The organism is Streptomyces paromomycinus (assembly GCF_003865155.1).
Lineage (GTDB): Bacteria > Actinomycetota > Actinomycetes > Streptomycetales > Streptomycetaceae > Streptomyces > Streptomyces chrestomyceticus.
This window is the reverse complement of record NZ_BHZD01000001.1, coordinates 4,163,283-4,182,956: the sequence shown is the minus strand read 5'-3', so window position 1 is coordinate 4,182,956 and position 19,674 is coordinate 4,163,283. Positions and strand designations below refer to the sequence as shown.

At 70.3% G+C, this 19,674-nt stretch carries 18 protein-coding genes and 1 tRNA gene; 10 read left to right on the top strand and 9 right to left on the bottom strand.

What is annotated here, in order from left to right; translation table 11 throughout:
- The first annotated feature begins 48 nt into the window (after nt 1-48).
- Nucleotides 49-810: a phosphoglyceromutase gene (locus OEIGOIKO_RS17295; RefSeq protein ID WP_031004888.1), complete on the top strand. Its 762-nt coding sequence runs from the start codon at nt 49-51 to the stop codon at nt 808-810.
- 78 nt (nt 811-888) lie between these two features.
- On the opposite strand, the gene OEIGOIKO_RS17290 is transcribed toward OEIGOIKO_RS17295, so the two are convergent.
- The 3 genes from OEIGOIKO_RS17290 to phoU all read right to left on the bottom strand — a co-directional run bounded on the left by OEIGOIKO_RS17290 (nt 889) and on the right by phoU (nt 3,541).
- Entirely contained in the window at nt 889-1,212 is a 324-nt protein-coding gene (locus OEIGOIKO_RS17290; RefSeq protein ID WP_125054816.1) for a hypothetical protein, read from the bottom strand.
- Nucleotides 1,209-2,429 (bottom strand): Shedu anti-phage system protein SduA domain-containing protein, encoded by a 1,221-nt coding sequence (locus OEIGOIKO_RS17285; protein WP_125054815.1) that lies wholly within the window; start codon nt 2,427-2,429, stop codon nt 1,209-1,211. The genes OEIGOIKO_RS17290 and OEIGOIKO_RS17285 overlap by 4 nt, the downstream gene beginning before the upstream one ends.
- 434 nt (nt 2,430-2,863) lie before the next feature.
- Nucleotides 2,864-3,541, bottom strand: coding sequence for a phosphate signaling complex protein PhoU (phoU, locus tag OEIGOIKO_RS17280; RefSeq protein ID WP_031004884.1), 678 nt, complete (start codon nt 3,539-3,541; stop codon nt 2,864-2,866).
- 235 nt (nt 3,542-3,776) lie between these two features.
- Here phoU and OEIGOIKO_RS17275 point away from each other — a divergent pair, with 235 nt between their 5' ends.
- Both OEIGOIKO_RS17275 and OEIGOIKO_RS17270 read left to right on the top strand, forming a co-directional pair.
- Nucleotides 3,777-5,051, top strand: a complete 1,275-nt coding sequence (locus OEIGOIKO_RS17275; RefSeq protein WP_125054814.1) for a sensor histidine kinase — start codon at nt 3,777-3,779, stop codon at nt 5,049-5,051.
- Nucleotides 5,048-5,728: a response regulator transcription factor gene (locus OEIGOIKO_RS17270; RefSeq protein ID WP_018540121.1), complete on the top strand. Its 681-nt coding sequence runs from the start codon at nt 5,048-5,050 to the stop codon at nt 5,726-5,728. The genes OEIGOIKO_RS17275 and OEIGOIKO_RS17270 overlap by 4 nt, the downstream gene beginning before the upstream one ends.
- A gap of 202 nt (nt 5,729-5,930) precedes the next feature.
- Here the strand turns inward: OEIGOIKO_RS17270 and OEIGOIKO_RS17265 are convergent, their stop codons facing one another.
- Nucleotides 5,931-6,608: a DUF461 domain-containing protein gene (locus tag OEIGOIKO_RS17265; protein WP_125054813.1), complete on the bottom strand. Its 678-nt coding sequence runs from the start codon at nt 6,606-6,608 to the stop codon at nt 5,931-5,933.
- A gap of 869 nt (nt 6,609-7,477) precedes the next feature.
- Between OEIGOIKO_RS17265 and OEIGOIKO_RS17255 the strand changes: the two genes are divergently transcribed.
- The 6 genes from OEIGOIKO_RS17255 to OEIGOIKO_RS17230 all read left to right on the top strand — a co-directional run bounded on the left by OEIGOIKO_RS17255 (nt 7,478) and on the right by OEIGOIKO_RS17230 (nt 14,743).
- Complete coding sequence (locus OEIGOIKO_RS17255) at nt 7,478-7,960, top strand: CarD family transcriptional regulator (protein ID WP_003953493.1); 483 nt, start codon at nt 7,478-7,480, stop codon at nt 7,958-7,960.
- 491 nt (nt 7,961-8,451) lie between these two features.
- Nucleotides 8,452-9,237 (top strand): 2-C-methyl-D-erythritol 4-phosphate cytidylyltransferase, encoded by a 786-nt coding sequence (gene ispD / locus OEIGOIKO_RS17250; RefSeq protein ID WP_125054812.1) that lies wholly within the window; start codon nt 8,452-8,454, stop codon nt 9,235-9,237.
- Nucleotides 9,224-9,745: a 2-C-methyl-D-erythritol 2,4-cyclodiphosphate synthase gene (gene ispF / locus OEIGOIKO_RS17245; RefSeq protein ID WP_371858934.1), complete on the top strand. Its 522-nt coding sequence runs from the start codon at nt 9,224-9,226 to the stop codon at nt 9,743-9,745. Before ispD ends, ispF begins: the two co-directional genes overlap by 14 nt.
- 248 nt (nt 9,746-9,993) lie before the next feature.
- Nucleotides 9,994-11,388, top strand: coding sequence for a cysteine--tRNA ligase (cysS, locus tag OEIGOIKO_RS17240; protein ID WP_125054811.1), 1,395 nt, complete (start codon nt 9,994-9,996; stop codon nt 11,386-11,388).
- Nucleotides 11,389-11,740: 352 nt separating this feature from the next.
- Nucleotides 11,741-12,697, top strand: a complete 957-nt coding sequence (rlmB, locus tag OEIGOIKO_RS17235) for a 23S rRNA (guanosine(2251)-2'-O)-methyltransferase RlmB (protein ID WP_030022525.1) — start codon at nt 11,741-11,743, stop codon at nt 12,695-12,697.
- Nucleotides 12,698-13,033: 336 nt separating this feature from the next.
- On the top strand, nt 13,034-14,743 hold the full coding sequence (locus OEIGOIKO_RS17230) for a DoxX family protein (RefSeq protein ID WP_125054810.1): 1,710 nt from the start codon (nt 13,034-13,036) through the stop codon (nt 14,741-14,743).
- A gap of 205 nt (nt 14,744-14,948) precedes the next feature.
- Here the strand turns inward: OEIGOIKO_RS17230 and OEIGOIKO_RS17225 are convergent, their stop codons facing one another.
- The 3 genes from OEIGOIKO_RS17225 to OEIGOIKO_RS17215 form a co-directional block, all read right to left on the bottom strand.
- Nucleotides 14,949-15,674 (bottom strand): nucleotidyltransferase family protein, encoded by a 726-nt coding sequence (locus OEIGOIKO_RS17225; RefSeq protein WP_125054809.1) that lies wholly within the window; start codon nt 15,672-15,674, stop codon nt 14,949-14,951.
- 30 nt (nt 15,675-15,704) lie between these two features.
- A complete protein-coding gene (locus tag OEIGOIKO_RS17220) occupies nt 15,705-16,124 on the bottom strand; it encodes a hypothetical protein (protein WP_031004864.1) in 420 nt (139 codons plus the stop codon).
- A 270-nt stretch (nt 16,125-16,394) separates the two neighbouring features.
- Complete coding sequence (locus OEIGOIKO_RS17215) at nt 16,395-17,531, bottom strand: ABC transporter ATP-binding protein (protein WP_031004861.1); 1,137 nt, start codon at nt 17,529-17,531, stop codon at nt 16,395-16,397.
- A gap of 177 nt (nt 17,532-17,708) precedes the next feature.
- On the opposite strand from OEIGOIKO_RS17215, the gene OEIGOIKO_RS17210 reads away from it, so the two are divergent.
- Nucleotides 17,709-17,782, top strand: a tRNA-Thr gene (locus OEIGOIKO_RS17210).
- A 51-nt stretch (nt 17,783-17,833) separates the two neighbouring features.
- Here the strand turns inward: OEIGOIKO_RS17210 and OEIGOIKO_RS17205 are convergent.
- The gene (locus OEIGOIKO_RS17205; protein ID WP_125054808.1) at nt 17,834-19,216 is read right to left on the bottom strand and encodes a tyrosine-type recombinase/integrase; all 1,383 of its coding nucleotides are present in this window, start codon (nt 19,214-19,216) and stop codon (nt 17,834-17,836) included.
- A gap of 67 nt (nt 19,217-19,283) precedes the next feature.
- The gene (locus OEIGOIKO_RS17200) at nt 19,284-19,484 is read right to left on the bottom strand and encodes a helix-turn-helix domain-containing protein (RefSeq protein WP_125054807.1); all 201 of its coding nucleotides are present in this window, start codon (nt 19,482-19,484) and stop codon (nt 19,284-19,286) included.
- Nucleotides 19,485-19,674: the final 190 nt, after the last annotated feature.

The following is a 19,674-nucleotide window of genomic DNA, read 5'->3' as shown; positions in this document are numbered from 1 at the left end:
CGTGGGCCGCGGCGATCCCATGGCCGAATGTGGATTACGCTCGAAGACATGGCCGACGCACCGTACAAGCTGATCCTCCTTCGCCACGGCGAGAGCGAGTGGAACGCGAAGAACCTGTTCACCGGCTGGGTGGACGTCAATCTCAACGAGAAGGGCGAGAAGGAGGCGGTCCGCGGCGGTGAGCTGCTCAAGGACGCCGGCCTGCTCCCCGACGTCGTGCACACCTCCGTCCAGAAGCGCGCCATCCGCACCGCGCAGCTGGCCCTGGAGGCGGCCGACCGCCACTGGATCCCGGTCCACCGCAGCTGGCGCCTGAACGAGCGCCACTACGGAGCGCTCCAGGGCAAGGACAAGGCCCAGACCCTGGCCGAGTTCGGCGAGGAGCAGTTCATGCTCTGGCGCCGCTCGTACGACACCCCGCCGCCGGCCCTCGCGGACGACGCCGAGTTCTCCCAGATCGACGACCCGCGCTACGCGATCATCCCCAGCGAGCTGCGCCCCCGCACCGAGTGCCTCAAGGACGTCGTCGTCCGCATGCTGCCGTACTGGTACGACAGCATCGTCCCGGACCTGGCCACCGGCCGCACCGTCCTGGTCGCCGCCCACGGCAACTCGCTCCGCGCCCTGGTCAAGCACCTCGACGGCATCTCCGACGCCGACATCGCCGGCCTGAACATCCCCACCGGCATCCCCCTCTCCTACGAACTCGACGCCGACTTCCACCCGGTCAACCCGGGCGGCACCTACCTCGACCCGGACGCCGCCAAGGCCGCCATCGAGGCCGTCAAGAACCAGGGCAAGAAGAAGTAAGCCCTCACGCACAGGCCCTCTACCTGCGGTTTCGCCGCGGTAGGGGGCCTCTGCTTGTCGCTGGGCCGCCTCAGCCCCTCAGGTGCGCCCCGGGCGCAGATGGCGGGAGGCGGCCAGGCAGGAGGAGAGCCAGGTCATCTCCGGGCGGTTGATGATCAGGCCGTCGACGGTGATCATTCCGTTCAGTTCGCCGTCGACCCGTATCGAATGGTCGCCGACGCGGAACACGTCCCAATCCGCGTCGCTGTGCCACAGCCGGGCGGCCTTCTCGCCCGGTCGTTGGGCGAAGACGAGTTCTTCGCCGTGCTCGTTCTGGAAATATCCGACGTAGTCGCGGGTGGTGATCTCGCCGCCGCACAGGAGCGCCAGGAGGGGTTCGATCTCCGAGGGGGCGTGCTTCATGCGGCGGGCTCCTCGCTCGGCTCGGTGGCGGCCGGGTCCTGGCGTGCCGACGAGAGGGCCAGCATCCGCTCCGCCGACTTCAGCAGCGTCTCGTACGTGATCACTTCTATTCGTGCGGCATGTGCGTTGTAGGTCCGCAGTGTTTCCGCGATCTGCCGTGGTGTGACGCTTCCGCTCACGTACCGAGGGTGCCCGATCACCACTGTCGCGGAGGCCCTGCGGGTGTCGACACCGTGCTCCGCGAGAATCGCGGGGCGGTTCTCGTCCATGGCCCGCAGGTAATTCTGTGCCTGGGAGACCGCGTGATGCGCCGGGGCGCCCAGCATGAGGTGGCCGCTGCGCCGGATGACGAGATCCTTGATGTGGGCGCGCTTGAGTTCGACCACGTGCAGGGAGCCGTCACCGCGCAGCAGGGGGATGTCGAGGATGGTGTCCGGGGTGTACTGACGGCGGGCCAGCTCGGCCACATAGGCCCCGCCGAAAATCCACTCCTGGTTCTTCAGGCAGGCATGGAGCTCGCTCTCGGAGCTGTCCGGGTCCTCCACTGCGGCACGGAGGGCTGTGAGGCCGGCTCGTCTGGCCTTCAGCTCGAGCAGTTGGGCCAGCAGGTCTGTGTCCACGTCCGTCAGAACATCACTCATCATCCGCGCGGCCTCGGGGGAAGCCGGCCGGGGCAGATTCCGGAGCACCACCTCCATGTGCCCGAACTCTTGGAGGCGCCGCACGTCCTTGGTGGACAGCTGGATGCCACCCTCGGCCGTGCCGAGCTCCAGGTGCTCGGTGGCCTGGACGATGCCCCGGAAGAGATCACGCGCGTCGGCGGCGGTCGCAGCGGGCTGGTCCCGGCACAGGACATCCAGGGCGGCCACCGCGCGCTCCGCGCCCATGGCCGCCATTTTCCGCATGTACTTCTCGCTGCGCTGCTGCGCCCTCTCGTCGTAGTACATCTCCAGGATGTCGAGGAACAGATCCCCCCGGGCGTATCCGGCGAAGTGCTGGAAGCGCCGGGCCAATCCCATGTCTTCGTGCAGCAGGGCCTCCTGGGCCACATCCTCCAAGGAGTCCACCAGGCGTCTGCCCTTGCCGTACGGTCCGCCCAAGCCGCCCATGATCTTCAGCACCGCGTCGATACGCTCGCGCACCTGCGCGTGGTCGGTGAGGTCCCGCGCCGTCTTGACCATGCGCCAGAGCGTGAAGCCCGAACGAAATGTCGCCATGCGGGCACCCTAAAACCGGGCACTGACAATCCAGGGCCCCGCCCGGCATCTCCCGGGCGGGGCCCTGCGCGCGTGTCGCGGATGCGGTTCCGGCGGCTGCCGGACAGTGGGCGCAACCGCGGGTGGCGGGGGTCAGAGGTGACCGGCGCCGGTGATCAGCTGCAGCCCCCGCACTGGCAAGGCCCACCGGACTGGCAGCCGCAGGAGCAGCTGGGGCCGCAGGCGCAGTTGCCGGGGGACGGGTTGGGGGCAGGGGTACGCGTCATGACTTGCCTCCTCGGGGAGAGGGCCATCCGAATGTCGTTCGGAATGTCGTCCGGTGTCCATTGGATGCCCGCCCCGCGAGGCGCATCAACGGCGCGCGGTGGCACGGCGCGCCGCTGTACGGCTCTTGGCCGGGGCGTGCGTGCCGTGCCGTGCGCGGTGGGGTGCTGCTACGCGCCCTCCACCGGTGCCGGCGGGGCGATTTCGTCCGCGTGTTCGCCGGTGACCAGGTAGACGACGCGCTTGGCGACGGAAACGGCGTGGTCGGCGAAGCGCTCGTAGTAGCGGCCGAGCAGCGTCACGTCCACGGCCGTCTCGATGCCGTGCTTCCAGCGGTCGTCCATCAGGTGCTGGAAGAGGGTGCGGTGGAGGAGGTCCATCGCGTCGTCGTCCTGCTCCAGCTGGAGGGCGAGGTCGACGTCCTTGGTGATGATGACCTCGGCGGCCTTGGCCATCAGGCGCTGCGCGAGCTGGCCCATTTCGAGGATGGTGGCGTGCAGGTCCCTCGGTACGGCCGTCTCGGGGAAGCGCAGGCGGGCCAGCTTGGCCACGTGCTGGGCCAGGTCGCCGGAGCGTTCCAGGTCGGCGCTCATGCGCAGGGAGGTGACGACGATCCGCAGGTCGGTGGCGACCGGCTGCTGGCGGGCGAGGAGGGCTATCGCGCGTGCCTCCAGGTCCCGCTGAAGGTCGTCGACCTTCTCGTCGGCGGCGATCACGGCCTCGGCCAGCTTCAGGTCCGCGTCGAGTATCGCCGTGGTGGCGCGCCCGATCGCGGAGCCGACGAGCCTGGCCATCTCGACGAGGCTCTCGCCGATCGAATCCAGCTCCTCGTGGTACGCGTCCCGCATCAGTGACCTTCTCTCGGTTCGGGTGGTGGCGTGTCGCTCGGGGTGGTGAAGTGCCATTCGGCTTGACGGAGTGGGGGCCGGAATCCCCACGCTCCCACGTTCCGGCCGGAACGCGACCGGTTCTGACCTCCGGAATGAACCGGCGCCGACACCAAGGTGAACTCTGGGCGACGTATGTTCGATCAGGCCCTCGAACGGCTGGGGAACTGTCACAGCCGACGCATAACCTGGAGTCATGAACGTGGATGCGGCCGTCGCCGCAGTGGCAGCGATCGCCGGTCTGTGCACCGGCGTCTTCGCCATGCTGGCGTTCCGCTGGAGTGAGCGGGACCAGGCCAAACCCACGCGTACCTCCCTGCACACCGACGCCGTCCTGCCACCCGGCGTGGACACGGTCCTGTCGGTGCTGCGTTCCTCGGCCGTCGTCCTGGACGAGGCTGACGCCGTGGTCAAGGCCAGCTCGGCCGCGTACGCGCTGGGTCTGGTACGGGGCGGGAAGCTGGCCGTCGAGCCGATGCTCCAGATGGCCCGTGACACCCGCCGCGACGGCGAGATACGCCAGGTGGAGCTGGACCTGCCGCGCAGGGGGACGGGCCGGGGCGGCGACGCCCTGGCGGTCTCGGCGCGGGTCGCGCCTCTCGGGTCGCGGCTGGTTCTGCTGCTGGTCGAGGACCTGACCGAGGCCCGGCGGATAGAGGCGGTACGGCGCGACTTCGTCGCCAACGTCAGCCATGAGCTCAAGACCCCGGTCGGCGCCCTGTCCCTGCTGTCCGAGGCCGTCATGGACGCGAGTGACGATCCGGAGGCCGTCGAGCGTTTCGCGGGACGGATGCAGAACGAGGCCACCCGGCTGACCAATCTCGTGCAAGAACTGATCGACCTCTCCCGGGTGCAGAACGACGACCCGCTGGAGGACGCCGAGCCGGTCCGGGTGGACGAGCTGGTCGCGGAGGCGATCGACCGCTGCCGCCAGCAGGCGGGGACGAAGCAGATCACCATGGCCGCCGCCGGCACCGCCGACCTGCACGTCTGGGGCAACCGCGGGCAGCTCGCCGCCGCCCTCGGCAACCTCGTCGAGAACGCCGTCAACTACTCGCCGGCCCGTACCCGGGTCGGTATCGCGGGCCGCCGTGTCCAGGCACACGGTGGCGACTTGATCGAGATCGCGGTGACCGACCAGGGCATCGGGATATCGGAGAAGGACCGGGACCGCGTCTTCGAGCGGTTCTACCGCGTGGACCCGGCGCGCTCGCGCGCCACCGGCGGGACCGGTCTCGGCCTCGCCATCGTCAAGCACGTGGCCGCCTCGCACGGCGGGGAGGTCACGGTGTGGAGCGCTGAGGGACAGGGCTCCACCTTCACCCTGCGTCTCCCGGAGGCCGGTGCCGTGCGCGACCGCGCGCATCCGGCTTCCGACCCGTCGGCGGAGGGCCTCGACGAAGAGGACCGCCCGTACGAGACCTTCAACGATCCGCTCCCTGCTCACCCTGCCCCGGAGGTCCTTCCGTGACCCGAGTGCTCGTCGTCGAGGACGAGGAATCGTTCAGTGACGCCCTGTCGTACATGCTCCGCAAGGAGGGCTTCGAGGTCGCCGTCGCGGCGACCGGCCCCGACGGCCTGGACGAGTTCGAGCGCAACGGCGCCGACCTGGTCCTGCTGGACCTGATGCTGCCGGGCCTGCCCGGCACCGAGGTCTGCCGTCAGCTGCGCGGCCGCTCCAACGTCCCGGTCATCATGGTGACCGCCAAGGACAGCGAGATCGACAAGGTGGTCGGCCTGGAAATAGGAGCCGACGACTACGTCACCAAGCCGTTCTCCTCCCGTGAGCTGGTCGCCCGGATCCGCGCGGTGCTGCGCCGCCGCGGGGAGCCCGAGGAGGTCACGCCGCAGGCCCTGGAGGCCGGGCCGGTCCGGATGGACGTGGACCGGCATGTCGTCACGGTCTCCGGCGGCAAGGTCGACCTGCCGCTGAAGGAGTTCGACCTCCTGGAGATGCTGCTGCGCAACGCGGGCCGGGTGCTGACCCGTATGCAGCTGATCGACCGGGTCTGGGGCGCCGACTACGTGGGGGACACCAAGACGCTGGACGTCCACGTGAAGCGCCTGCGCGCCAAGATCGAACCGGACCCGGGCGCGCCGCGGTACCTGGTCACCGTCCGCGGCCTGGGCTACAAGTTCGAGCCGTAAGAGGCGCCGGGCGTCCAGAGGCGCCCAGGGCGCGGCCGGGTGCCGCGCGGTACGGCATACGCGAGCGCCGTGCGGACCGGATCACTCCGGTCCGCACGGCGCTCGCGGTGTTGCTGGTACTGAGGGGCAGCGCAGCGTTACTGCGGGTACCGGCGGGGTACCCGCAGTACTGCGGTGCGGTCTTGCGGCGCTGCTACAGGTGTCAGCGGCCGGCTTCGGGCGACTGCGGCGCACCGTTGCTCGGCGAGGCGTTGTCGCCGGCGTCGGCGTTCGCGCCGGCCGAACCGCTCGGCGTGGGCTTACCCGACGGGCTGCCGGACGCGGAGGGGCTGCCGGACGGGCGGCCCGAGCCGGACGGCGACGGGACCTCGCTCGGGCCGAAGTCCTTGAAGTAGGTCTTGGCCGGGACGACGAACGCGCGCAGGGTGACCTTGCCCGCGGCGCTGAAGTCGAAGGTCACGGACTGCGCGTCGCCGTTCTTGACGGACCCGCGGCCGCTGTCCAGTACGGCGGAGGCGTTGTCCTTGCCGCCGATCACGATCGAGCCGCCGGCCGGGACCACGATCGCCCCGGAGCCCTTGGCGGGCGACAGCTTCGCTTCCTTGTTCGTACCGTTGACCTTGATGGACTCCAGCGTCTGGTCCTTGCTGCCGTTGTTGAACACGGTCGCGGTCACCACGGCCGGGCCCTCGGCGTCCGGCTCGGGCTGGGTGACGACGGAGGCGTTCTGGATCTTGAGGTCGCCGACGCTGGTCGCGGCGTTGTCCGGCTTGACCTGGAGCGTCTGGGCGTCGTTCCCGGCTCCGCACGCGGAGAGCGTGGCGATCGAGAGCGTGAGAACGGTGGCGGCGAGGACGCCGCGTCGAAGGCTGCGGCTCACGGCGGCGGCATCTCCTTGGACGAACTACGGCGGCCGAACTTCGAGCCCGGTCGCGGATGGGCGGCTGGGCGGCCGTGCGCGGGTGCCGTACCGGCATCCGCGTAAAGCCGCCCTAAGGGTGTGTCAGCGCCGCTAGGTTACCGAGCCGCCCCCGGGCCGCCGCACCCGACCCGCCCCCAGGACGATCACACCCTCCTCACATCCCGCTCCGGCCCGTCCCGACAGGCCGGAGCGGTCCGGCGCCGTACGTCCGTTTGCCGCACCCGTCCGCCTCTCGCGCGCATCTCGTCCGCGGCTCGTCCGCGGCTCGTCCGCCCCTCGTGCGCCCGCCGTCCGCTTCTCGTCCGCGGCCGCAGGAGTTTCCCGGTCCGCCGTACGGAATGATCACGAGCCGGGTCCGGAAGAAACCCGAATATCCGGCAAGCGGTCGTTCGGATGAAGCCCGAGCGGTTTCCTCGCAGGTAAATCGGCATTCGCAGGGAATGTGCCGGGTTCCCGGAATTGATCACGTGCGGCGGTCGCGTGCGGCGGCCGTCCGGTGTTCGTGAGGTGGACATCCGGTGATCAATTCACGAAACGGCGGACACCTGCCCTCCGGAACCGAACGGAGTAGCGGAACTGCGACATCCGGATCCCGACAAAACGGGACGTACAGGCGCTGTCGCGGGCTCTCTCGGGGATGTGACGTATGCGTTTCAGGCTGCGCGCGAAGCGCCTCCGACCTGCGAATTCCTGCACCCGGAGGGCCGCCGAAGCACGTTCCGGGCGCAGTTGTCAAGCCCCGAGATATGCCCTGACCTGCGAAAACGCCATTCAGAACGGCCCGTTCCCGTGTTAGCATGGATAGCCACGGAAGGGGTACCTGTCACATGACGTTCAAGGTTGGCGACACCGTGGTCTATCCCCATCACGGGGCCGCGCTGATCGAGGCCATCGAAACTCGCCAGATCAAAGGCGTGGACAAGACCTACTTGGTGCTGAAGGTCGCCCAGGGCGACTTGACTGTTCGTGTGCCAGCGGACAATGCGGAGTTCGTCGGCGTACGCGATGTGGTCGGCCAGGACGGGCTGGACCGGGTCTTCGAGGTGCTGCGCGCACCGTATGCCGAAGAGCCGACGAACTGGTCCCGTCGCTACAAGGCAAATCTGGAGAAGCTCGCTTCGGGTGACGTGATCAAGGTCGCCGAAGTGGTGCGTGACCTGTGGCGCCGTGAGCGGGAGCGCGGTCTCTCCGCCGGTGAGAAGCGCATGCTCGCCAAGGCCCGCCAGATCCTGGTGAGCGAACTCGCCCTCGCGGAGAACACCAACGAGGACAAGGCCGAGGCTCTGCTGGACGAGGTCCTCGCGTCCTGACGACGTACGAATGCCGCGGCGCCCGAGTGGCGGCCGACTCCGGCCAGGAGCGGTCAGTTGCCGGGCGCTGCGGCATATCTGCGGCGACATGTCCGTACTCGCACCGGTCCACCCGCCCGGACGCTCGCACCCAGGGCGGCCGCATCCATAGCACTCGCACCCACGGCGACCGCATCCGTACGCGGCGCATCCGTACGCAGCTCCTGCTCGTACGGCCCGCGCACCCGCAAAAGCACTTCTGCGGAAGCCGTGCACCACTACCGAACCGTGTGATCGTTCCCCGTGGTGACCGCCCCCGTGCTCGTCCCCGAAAAGATCCGCCGTCGCGCCCGCTTGTGGCGTGCCGGGCTCGGGCAGCTGTCCCGACCGGTGTCACGGAAGGGTCCGGATCGGGGCGTCGCGCCCGGCACACTGCGGCCATACCCATGTCGGCTCGGGAAACAAACCTGTCTGCGCTAATTCCGGGGACTCCCCGGGCTTCGGAGCAACCGATGTCAGACGTATCCCCAGATTCCGCCAACCCCTCCGGTACGCCCCGGCTCCGGACCGCGGCCGTGATCCCGGCCGCCGGACGCGGCGTACGGCTGGGCCCGGGCGCCCCCAAGGCGCTCCGCGCGCTCGGCGGCACACCCATGCTCGTCCACGCCGTACGGGCGATGGCCGCCTCCCGCGCCGTCTCCGTCGTCGTGGTCGTCGCCCCGCCGGACGGCGCCACCGAGGTCCGCAACCTGCTGGACCAGTACCCGCTGTCCGAACGCACCGACCTGCTGGTCGTCCCCGGCGGCGACACCCGCCAGGAGTCCGTCCGCCGCGGCCTGGACGCCCTGCCGGAGGCGGTCGACGTGGTGCTGGTGCACGACGCCGCCCGGCCCCTGGTCCCCGCCGAGACGGTCGACTCGGTGGTCGCCGCCGTACGGGACGGCGCCCCGGCCGTGGTGCCGGCGCTGCCGCTCGCGGACACCGTCAAGCAGGTCGAACCGCGCACCGGCGGGCGGACCGGCGAGCCGGAGCCCGTGGTGGGCACCCCGGAGCGGGCCCTGCTGCGCGCCGTACAGACTCCGCAAGGCTTCGATCGGGCGACCCTGGTCAAGGCGCACGAGACCGTCGCCCTTCAGGGGGACGGCGCGACCGACGACGCCGGGATGGTCGAGCAGCTCGGCGCCCCCGTCGTGGTGGTGCCGGGCCACGAGGAGGCGTTCAAGGTGACCCGGCCGCTGGACCTGATCCTCGCCGAGGCCGTACTCGCCCGCAGGAGGGCCACCGATGGCTATGTATGACCCCCGGCAGTCGCAGCCGCAGATGATGCCCCTGGTGGGCATCGGCACCGACGTGCACGCCTTCGAGAAGGGGCGCGAACTGTGGGTGGCCGGACTGCTCTGGGACGACGCGGCGAGCGACGGGTACGGGCTCGCCGGGCACAGTGACGGCGACGTCGCCGCGCACGCCGCCTGCGACGCGCTCTTCTCGGCCGCCGGGGTCGGCGACCTCGGCGCGCACTTCGGCACGAGCCGCCCGGAGTACTCCGGCGCGTCCGGCGTGACGCTGCTGTCCGAGGCGGCCCGCATCGTACGGGCCGAGGGCTTCCTGATCGGCAACATCGCGGTGCAGGTCATCGGCGTACGCCCGAAGGTCGGCAAGCGGCGCGCCGAGGCGCAGAAGGTCCTCTCGGAGGCGGCCGGCGCCCCGGTCTCGGTGTCCGGCACGACCTCGGACGGCCTGGGCCTGACGGGCCGGGCGGAGGGGCTGGCGGCGGTGGCCACGGCCCTGGTGCTGCCGATGGGGTAGGGGCGGGAAACCCGCAGCGCGGGGACCCGTGCTGCGGTCCCCGAGGTCCCGTGGTGCGGGAACTCCCTGGCACGTACGGGAGTTGTCCAAGGTGAAAGCCAAGGTGGCAGGGGTATCCGTAGCGGCTGGAGAGGGCATGGTCGGAGCGTCCGTACCGCACCGCGGTCGCTCGGGGTGAAATGTCACGCTTCTGTGTCCGTGGCCCCGGTGGTCGCGGGGCACTGTCCGGTTCGGACTACCCTTGTTGCGTGACTATTCGGCTGTACGACACCAGCGCCCGGCAGACTCGCGATTTCACCCCGCTCACGCCGGGCTGTGTCTCGATCTACCTGTGCGGCGCGACCGTACAGGCCGCCCCGCACATCGGGCACATCCGGTCGGGACTGAACTTCGACATCATGCGCCGCTGGTTCCTGCACCGCGGCTACGACGTGACGTTCATCCGGAACGTGACGGACATCGACGACAAGATCATCACGAAGGCGGCCGACCAGGGCCGCCCGTGGTGGGCGATCGGCTACGAGAACGAGGTCGCGTTCAACACGGCCTACGACACGCTCGGCTGCCTGCGCCCCACCTACGAGCCGCGCGCCACCGGCCACATCCCCGAGATGATCGAGATGATGCGGGGCCTGATCGACCGCGGCCACGCCTACGCCGCGGACGGCAACGTCTACTTCGACGTGCGCTCCTTCCCGGGCTACCTGGAGCTGTCCCGGCACGAGCTGGACAACCTGCTCCAGCCCTCCGGTGACAACGAGACCGGCAAGCGCGACCCGCGTGACTTCGCCATGTGGAAGGCGGCGAAGCCGGGCGAGCCGAGCTGGGAGACCCCGTGGGGCCGCGGCCGCCCGGGCTGGCACCTGGAGTGCTCGGCGATGGCGCACAAGTACCTGGGCAGCGCCTTCGACATCCACGGCGGCGGCGTCGACCTGGTCTTCCCGCACCACGACAACGAGATCGCGCAGGCCAAGGCGTACGGTGACGACTTCGCCGCCTACTGGTGCCACAACGCCTGGGTGACCATGAGCGGCGAGAAGATGTCCAAGTCGCTGGGCAACTCGGTGCTGGTCTCGGAGATGGTCAAGCGCTGGCGTCCGATCGTGCTGCGCTACTACCTCGGCACCCCGCACTACCGCTCGATGATCGAGTACAGCGAGGAGGCACTGCGCGAGGCCGAGTCCGCGTTCGCGCGGATCGAGGGCTTCGTCCAGCGGGTGGTGGAGAAGGCAGGCCCCGTGGAGCCCGCCGCCGAGGTGCCGCCGGCCTTCGCCGAGGCGATGGACGACGACCTCGGCGTACCGCAGGCGCTCGCCGTCGTGCACACCACCGTGCGCCAGGGGAACTCCGCGCTGACGGCCGACGACAAGGAATCGGCCGTCGCCCGCCTGGCCGAGGTCCGCGCCATGCTCGGCGTGCTGGGTCTGGACCCGCTGGACGAGCAGTGGTCGGGCGGCGGCACGGACCGCGGCGAGGACCTGCACGGCGTCGTCGACTCGCTGGTGCGGCTGGTCCTGGACCAGCGCCAGGCGGCCCGTTCCCGTAAGGACTACGCGACCGCCGACGCCATCCGCGACGAGCTGCAGCAGTCCGGCCTGGCCATCGAGGACACGCCGTCGGGACCGCGGTGGTCGCTGTCCTGAGGGGGCCGGGCCGGAGGGGGCGGCGGCGGGACTCGGGCCGGCGGGCCTGATCAACCGCCTCTGATCAGCCGCCCCTGGTCAGCCGGTCTCGATCGGCCCGAGCACGGCCCGCGGGCACTGATCCCGCGGGCTCCCGCCCCACCGAGCGCCGGTGCCGACGGGTATCCGCCCTGGTCGGCCCCGTCCCGGCAGGCTCCCGAACCGTCGGGGTCCCCGCCCCGGCGGGTGCCGGTTGGCCGTACCGGCCGTCTCCGGGCGACACTTCTTGCAGACACACAGCAGACACACATCCGTACGTACGTATCCACTCCACGTCGCGAGACGTCGAGAGCAGTGAAGAGACAGGTGACCCATGGCCGGCAACAGCCAGCGCAGGAACCGCCGCACGTCCAACAAGAAGGGTATGCAGGTCGGCAGCGGTGGCCAGCGGCGCCGGGGCCTGGAAGGCAAGGGCCCGACCCCGCCCGCGTCCGCGCGCAAGGGGCATGTGAAGAACCGCATCGCCAACGCCCAGGCCAAGCAGGCGGCCAACCGGCGCCCGGCCCCGCGGCGCGGCGGCGCCAAGGGCACCTCGGAGCTGGTCGTCGGCCGTAACCCGGTCTTCGAGGCGCTGCGCGACGGCGTGCCCGCGACGACGCTGTACGTGCAGCAGTTCATCGAGAACGACGAGCGGGTGCGCGAGGCGCTGCAGCTCGCCGCCGACCGCGGCAACATCAACCTGATGGAAGCGCCGCGCCCCGAGCTCGACCGCATGACCAACGGGCTCAACCACCAGGGCATGGTGCTCCAGGTGCCGCCGTACGAGTACGCGCACCCCGAGGACCTCGCGGCCGCCGCCTTCGACGACGGCGAGGACCCGCTGATCGTCGCGCTCGACGGCGTCACCGACCCGCGCAACCTGGGCGCCGTGGTGCGTTCCGTCGCCGCGTTCGGCGGGCACGGCGTGGTCGTACCGGAGCGGCGCGCCGCCGGTATGACGGCCGGCGCGTGGAAGACCTCGGCGGGCACGGCGGCCCGTACGCCGGTCGCCCGCGCCACAAACCTGACGCGCGCCCTGGAGGGCTACCAGAAGGCGGGCATGACCGTCGTGGGCCTGGCGGCGGACGGCGAGATGGAGCTCCAGGACCTGGAGGTGCTGGACGGCCCGGTCGTCATCGTCGTCGGCAGCGAGGGCAAGGGCCTGTCGCGGCTGGTCGGCGAGACCTGCGACGTACGCGTACGCATTCCGATGCCGGGCGGCGCGGAGTCGCTGAACGCGGGTGTCGCGGCGGGCGTGGTGCTGTGGGAGGCGGCCCGGCGCCGCGGGTGAGTCCGGCCCGGAGACGGTAGGGGGCTGGGCGGCGAGGTGGTGAGGGCGCGCGGGCGGGGTCGCCGGGCCGCGCGCACGCCCCTGGTGCGGCCGCCGTCCTCGCCCTCGGAGCCGAGGGCCACCGGCGTGTCCACCGACGCACTCATGTCGTACGGACGTACGACATGTCATCCGGAAGGCTGTGCGGCGCCCCGTGGCGGAACCGCGCCGCCGGTGTGCCGGAGCGGCCCTGCGGAGGTCATCCGCCGGGCCGGCGGTGATCCCGCGTTTCCTTGACGGGTCTCGGACAGTTCAGGGCGGTCAAGGCAGTGTCTTAAACGCGGGTCACTCGGTTAGATGAGCGTGGACACCAGAACACCCCGCACACCTACGGGGGGACGCTCGCCGGGCTTCGATGACGAGCCGGTGCTGAGCTCGGTCAAGGTGCCGTGCGATCCCGCGCAGGTCATTGTCAATCACGCCAGCTTCCGCGTGCAGCTCGCCGCGCCCGCCGCGAGCGGCAACGCCATGGCCGACACCGCGCGCATCCCTGTGGTCCGGGAGCCGGCGGGCGGCAGACGCCGCGCACCCGTGGTGTGGAGCGGCCGCACCGAACCGGGCGGCACCACCGCCGCCACCAGCCAACTTCTCCATGCTGTACGGATGTCGGGCCGGACCACGGTCACCACCGACCGGAGCGACGACGTCGGCACCACGACCCAGGTCCTGCCCAGGGTCCGGCTCGACGAGGAGCAGCCCGGTACGAGCACGGGCCTGGGGGCCCACACGGGTGCGGGCATGGGTACGGGCACGGTCACCGGCCCCGGCGGCCCGGCCCCGGCCGTGGTCGGCCAGCAGCGCGGCCCCATGGACGCGGACACCACCCTGCTCAAGGGCGTGCGCCCGACCACCGGCGCCTACGACCACTACGACGACGAACCGCAGTACTCGGACGAGGAGGCGGCGGCGTACGAGCGGTACGGCGACCCGGCCGGGCGGCGCGGCGGCGACCCGGCGATCCGGCACGCCTACTACCCCGGCCGCCGGATGAACCTCGGCGTCGTCCTGCTGCCGCTGCGCGTCTTCCTCGGCCTCATCAGCGTGTACGCGGGCATGGGCAAGCTCTGCGACCCCGTCTACTTCGACGGCGGCGAACGCGGCTCGATGGTCAAGTGGCTCCAGTCGCTGCACCCGTGGTCGCTGGTCGCCCCGCTGCGCGACTTCGCGCTCTCGCACCCCGTGGGGGCCGGCCTGACCGTGGCCTTCCTCCAGGTCGTGGTCGGCGTGCTGACCATGTGCGGACTGTGGCAGCGGGTCGCCGCCTCGTTCGGCGCCCTGCTCTCCGCGACCCTCCTGATGACGGTCAGCTGGCGCACCGTGCCGGTCTACGACGCGCCCGACATCATCTACCTCGCCGCCTGGAGCCCGCTGCTCATCGCGGGCGCGCCCGTCTACTCGATGGACGCCCGGCTCGCCGGCGAGGCGTGGCGGCGGCTGGGCCCGCGCGTCGAGCTGTGGGACCTGCGCCGTCGGGTCCTGCGCCGCGGCGCCGTCCTGACGGCCGTGGTCGCCGGACTGACGCTGCTGGTCGGGTCGCTGCTGGGCGGAGCCGTACGGTCCGCCTCGGTACCGTCCGTACCGGAGCCCGGCGAGCCCGCGACGAACAACCTGCCCGGCTCGCCGCTGCCGCAGCAGTCCCGGCCCGGCGGCCCGAAGGCGCAGCACGGCCCCGGGCACCCCGGCAAGTCGTCGAAGCACCCCGGAAAGCCGTCGGCGGACGCCTCGCGCAAGGCGGGCTCCCCGAAGGCGAAGACCCCCTCCGCCTCGGCCCCCGGCACGGCCCGGGCCACCGGCAGCGTGAGCGGCTCGGCACCGGACTCCGGCCGTTCCTCCAGCCGCACCCCGTCGCGGCAGACCGCCCCGACGCGGGCCCCGGCGACGACTCCCCAGGCACCGTCCGTGGGCGGCACCGCCGGCGGCACCAACGGCGGCGCGAGCGAGGGCGGTTCGAGCAGCTCCAGCAGTGGCAGGGGGCGCGGGGGCACGCTGGGCGGCCTCCTGGGGTAGGTGAGGGGCTCCTGGGGCTCAGGAAGGCCCCTGGAGCCCCGTGAGGACCTCACAGACGAACGGAACGCCCCCATGGCATCGGCCGTGGGGGCGCTTCCTTGCGCCGGGTGCTGCTCGGACGCGTCACCCGAATGGATAGCTCACCGGCGCTGCTCACCGGCGCCACCCACCGGCGCTGCCCGGTGATGCTGCTCGGTGCTACTGCTCAAACCCGCTGATCCCCCAGCTCCTTGGCGGCCTCGGTGAGGTCCTTGGCCGTGTCGATGGCGCGCCAGTACGCGCCGTGCGGCAGCGGGAAGCCGGCCAGCCGCCGTTCGCGGGCCAGCCGGGGGAACGTCGTGCGCTCGTGGTCCCCGCGCGCGGGCAGCAGCCCGGTGAAGGCGGCGGAGAAGACGTACACACCGGCGTTGATCAGATAAGGGGAGGGCGGCGACTCGATGAAGTCGAGGACGTGGCCGAATTCGTCGGTCTCCACGGCGCCCCACGGAATGCGCGGCCGGGCCAGCGCGAGCGTGGCGTCGGCGCCGCGCTCATGGTGGAAGTCCGCCATCTCGCGCAGCGAGAAGCGGGTCCAGATGTCACCGTTGGTCGCGTACCAGGGCTCGTCGGGCCGGGGCAGCGAGGCGGCGGCGTACTTGAGACCGCCACCGCGACCGAGTGGTTCGGTCTCGACAACGGTCGTGACACGCAGGGGAAGTTGTGTTTGGGACAGCCAGTCCTGGAGCACCTCGGCGAGGTGGCCGCAGGAGACGACCGCGTCCGTGACGCCCTCGGCGGCCAGCCAGGCGAGCTGGTGGCCGATGATCGGGGTTCCGGTGCCGGGAATCTCGACCATCGGCTTGGGACGGTCGTCGGTGTACGGGCGGAGTCGCGAACCCTGGCCTCCGGCCAGAATCACGGCCTGGGTGGGGTACGGGTACGGGGCTGTCATGGTGCGCACCCTATGCGGTGCGAGCCGGGCTCACTGGACAGAGGCGACGCCAGTGGCGAACGAGGTGTCACAGACCGGCCGGGACCATGCCTGCGCACGGTGTGCGGCACCACCGTACTTGGCGACCGCGGCACGGCCGAGGGCGCGCGCGATGGCCACGCAGTGCTTGGCCAGGGAGGGGCGCTTGGTGGTTTCCTCTTGGAGGTGGGTCAGCGCGACACCGGGGTTCTTCTCCTGGAGTTCCACCAGGAGCCGGTCGCGGAGCACGTCCTGCGGCGCCCGGGAGCCCGCCTTGGTGGAGGCGTTCTCGGAGGACGCGGTCAGCATCTGCGAGTCCGTACCCGGCGACGCCCACGGGACGCGGGTGACCGCGAGCGTCCCGGACAGGACGAGCACGACGGGGAGGACAAGGGCGAGGGTTCGGCCGATACGGCGGGCTGCGGAGTTCACGGGGCGATGGTAGCGAGTAGTGATGATTTGGCGACATTTAGTCACCGAATCGAGGGATCTTTTCCTCCGAAGTACGTGCGTGATGTTGACGTACAGGCTCGAAATGACGGCTCTGCCGGGGTATTTGTCGACACGGAACGTACGGTGACCCGGCCCGGACGGAAAACGGCGGTGCCGGCCCCGGAGGACCGGCACCGCCGCGTACGGAAGGCATGACGCCGCAGCTCAGCCGGGGAGCCGCTCGGCCGTCTCGGCCGTCTCGGCCGTCACTCAGTCACTCAGCCGCTCACCCGTCGACGTGGAGAAGACGTGCGTCTCGCCCGGCCGCGGCACGACGTGCAGCTCGGTGCCCTTCTCCGGCACCTGCCGCCCGTTGACACGGACGACCAGGTCCTTGTGCTCGTCACCGACGACCGCGGACCCGTACACGTACCCGTCGGCGCCGAGCTCCTCGACGACGTTCACGGTGACGGCCAGACCCGCCGGGGCGTCCGCAGCCTCCTTGGAGAGGGACTGCGCGGCGCCGCCGTTCTGCTCAACGATGTCGAAGTGCTCGGGCCGGACGCCGACGGTGACCGTACGGTCGCCCTTGTCGGCCGCCGCGGCCAGCGCCTCCCGGCTGACCGGCACGACGCTGTTGCCGAACTTCACGCCGCCGTCCGTGATCGGCACCTCGACCAGGTTCATCGCCGGCGAGCCGATGAAGCCCGCGACGAAGAGGTTGCTGGGCCGGTCGTACATGTTGCGCGGCGAGTCCACCTGCTGGAGCAGCCCGTCCTTGAGGACGGCGACCCGGTCGCCCATGGTCATGGCCTCGACCTGGTCGTGGGTGACGTACACGGTGGTGATCCCGAGGCGGCGCTGCAGCCCGGCGATCTGCGTACGCGTCTGCACGCGCAGCTTCGCGTCCAGGTTGGACAGCGGCTCGTCCATGAGGAACACCTGCGGCTCCCGGACGATCGCCCGGCCCATCGCGACACGCTGCCGCTGACCACCGGAGAGCGCCTTCGGCTTGCGCCCCAGGTACTCGGTCAGGTCCAGGATCTTCGCCGCGTCCTCGACCTTCTGCCGGATCTCCGCCTTGTTCACGCCCGCGATCTTGAGCGCGAAGCCCATGTTGTCGGCGACGGTCATGTGCGGGTACAGCGCGTAGTTCTGGAACACCATGGCGATGTCCCGGTCCTTGGGCGGCAGGTGGGTGACGTCCCGCTCCCCGATCCGGATCGCTCCGTCGTTGACGTCCTCCAGCCCCGCCAGCATCCGCAGCGAGGTCGACTTCCCACATCCGGACGGCCCGACCAGGACGAGGAACTCGCCGTCCTCGATCTCGATGTCCAGCTTGTCGACGGCGGGCTTCTCGGAACCCGGGTAGATCCGGGTCGCCTGGTCGTACGTGACCGTAGCCATGGTGTGTCCCTTCACCGGCAGGAACGTGCCGGACGATCCGAGTAAAAGGAGTGGTGTAGTCCACTGCTGTGGACTGTCCGTGACGGTACCCGGGCCGACGCCCGGTGTCAGTAGCCCGCGGGTCACGAAATAGCGGCGCCAGGTAGGCTGCGAGCCTGGGTACACTGCACCAGGCACGCCTCCTTAGCTCAGCTGGTCAGAGCAACGCTCTTGTAAAGCGTAGGTCGTCGGTTCGAATCCGACAGGGGGCTCAGGGAGTGGGAAGCCCCAGGTCATCGGTGGTGACCTGGGGCTTTCTGTTGCTACTTGATCCGGCGGCGGCGCCGGGCCCGAGCGTCCTTCGAGCTCGTGGTCTCAGTCCTGGTCTCAGTTTTCTCGGTTTGCGACCACAGGGCCTCGCCGATGCGCCGCGCGGCTTCCTGGGCCAAGGGGTCCGTCGACTTCACGTAGCGGCGGGTCGTGCTCAGGTGGGTGTGACCCATGATCTCCATGATGGTGCGCATGCCGACGCCCAGCTCGTTCAGGATCGTCCCGCCTGTGTGTCGGCTGCCGTCGTACAGCCGGCGGTCGCTGATTCCAGCCTCGGCCAGGATCTCCTTGAACTCTTCCCAGTCGTCCCGCGGGTCGATCGGGCGCCCGTCCGGGCGGGCGAAGACGAGGTCGTGCTCCTCCCATGAGTCGCCTGCTTCGGCGCGCTCGATTTCCTGCTGCGCTTTGTGTTCGCGGAGGAGCGGAATGAGGGGCGGTGGGATGACCAAGGGACGTTGGCTCTTCTTGGTCTTCGGGCGGGTGAAAACGAGACCGCCGCCTTTCCGCTCGGGGCAGGCGCTGGCGTGCTTCGTGCAGCCCTTGGCGCACGGCTTTGGGCAGCCTCGCTTGTAGTGCTTGTGCCGAATGCAGTCCGCTGGGCAGGCGTCGAAGCGGTGCAGGCGCGCTCCGCACGCGTGCGGGTCTGTGCACCCGTGTCGCCAGGTAAGCCGCTGGAGCTGCCATTCTGTGCGGCATTCGCCGGTGTCCAGATCAAGGTACGACCAGCGGAGCCCCAGCGTCTCGCCTTGGCGGACGGCCAGACCGATACCGAACCCCCAACGGAGGGCGGTACGCCGCTTGGCCGCGGTCTTCAGGAAGTCCTTCGCCTGCTCCTGCGTGAAGGGGTTGGCCTCTGTCTCTTCCACCGAGGGAGCGTCTACGAGGGTGGCGACATTGCGCCCTATGAGCTCGCGGCGGTGGGCGATCTTCAAGGCGCGTGACAGCGTCCGGTGGACCTTGAGTACGTGGGAAGGGGCATGCCCCTGAGCCATCAGGTCGGTGTAGAGCTGGTCCAGGTGCTCAGGGCGGAGGCGGTCGAGGCGGTGCTTACCGATATGTGGATTGATGTCGTTGCGCGTCTTGGACCAGTAGTCGTCCCACGTCCGTGGCTTGATCTTTCGAATTGCGATCGTGTTGAGGTAGGTCTCCATCCACTGCTCGACGGTCGGGATTCGCCCGGCCTTGGGCGCCCGCCCCTCGTCGCGGAGCTTCTCCAACTCCTTCACCTTGCGACGTACCGCGGCTTCGGTCTTGGCACGCCGGTGACGCCGGTCAGGGCTTCCGTCGTTCTTCACGCCCATCGTCACGCGGCCATGCCACCAGCCGTCGCTACCCAGGTAGATGGACGATTCCATGTTCGGCCTGCGAGGACTCACTCCTTCTCCTTCAAGGCGCCGGCGGCCCGGTGTGCGCGTGCACCGGGCCGCCGTTCGGGGGTGCGTATCAGGCGTGCTGGATTTCGAGGTTGGCCGCGTACTTTTCGAGGTCAGCCACGCGGATGCGGCGCGAGCGGCCTCGCTTCACGTAGGGCAACTCGCCTTCAGCCATGAGTGCGTAGATGGTGGAACGGCCGAATCCCAGGGCCTTAGCTGCCTGTTCTGGGGTGTAGAGGAGCGGGATGACGGGCGTAGGGGCGCTACTCATCGGCGGGACCTCCATGGCTGTCCGTACGGTGCTCGGCGAGTCGACCAGGGTGAGGTTCGGCGGACGTCGTGTAGAGCCTCCTTGCGTTATGAGAGGGATGGGCGGAGCCTCGCGGTTAGGAGGTCGCCGCAGAAACCGCGAAAACCGCAGAAAGGCGGTAGCGGGCTGGCTGACCTGCGATGTTGCGGGT

Coding starts and splice junctions, on each gene's coding strand:
- OEIGOIKO_RS17230 (WP_125054810.1), top strand. CDS start 13,034: ATGAGCGTGGACACCAGAACACCCCGCACACCTACGGGGGGACGCTCG.
- OEIGOIKO_RS17255 (WP_003953493.1), top strand. CDS start 7,478: ATGACGTTCAAGGTTGGCGACACCGTGGTCTATCCCCATCACGGGGCC.
- rlmB (WP_030022525.1), top strand. CDS start 11,741: ATGGCCGGCAACAGCCAGCGCAGGAACCGCCGCACGTCCAACAAGAAG.
- OEIGOIKO_RS17200 (WP_125054807.1), bottom strand. CDS start 19,484: ATGAGTAGCGCCCCTACGCCCGTCATCCCGCTCCTCTACACCCCAGAA.
- OEIGOIKO_RS17290 (WP_125054816.1), bottom strand. CDS start 1,212: ATGAAGCACGCCCCCTCGGAGATCGAACCCCTCCTGGCGCTCCTGTGC.
- OEIGOIKO_RS17275 (WP_125054814.1), top strand. CDS start 3,777: ATGAACGTGGATGCGGCCGTCGCCGCAGTGGCAGCGATCGCCGGTCTG.
- ispD (WP_125054812.1), top strand. CDS start 8,452: ATGTCAGACGTATCCCCAGATTCCGCCAACCCCTCCGGTACGCCCCGG.
- OEIGOIKO_RS17215 (WP_031004861.1), bottom strand. CDS start 17,531: ATGGCTACGGTCACGTACGACCAGGCGACCCGGATCTACCCGGGTTCC.
- OEIGOIKO_RS17295 (WP_031004888.1), top strand. CDS start 49: ATGGCCGACGCACCGTACAAGCTGATCCTCCTTCGCCACGGCGAGAGC.
- phoU (WP_031004884.1), bottom strand. CDS start 3,541: ATGCGGGACGCGTACCACGAGGAGCTGGATTCGATCGGCGAGAGCCTC.
- OEIGOIKO_RS17285 (WP_125054815.1), bottom strand. CDS start 2,429: ATGGCGACATTTCGTTCGGGCTTCACGCTCTGGCGCATGGTCAAGACG.
- OEIGOIKO_RS17225 (WP_125054809.1), bottom strand. CDS start 15,674: ATGACAGCCCCGTACCCGTACCCCACCCAGGCCGTGATTCTGGCCGGA.
- ispF (WP_371858934.1), top strand. CDS start 9,224: ATGGCTATGTATGACCCCCGGCAGTCGCAGCCGCAGATGATGCCCCTG.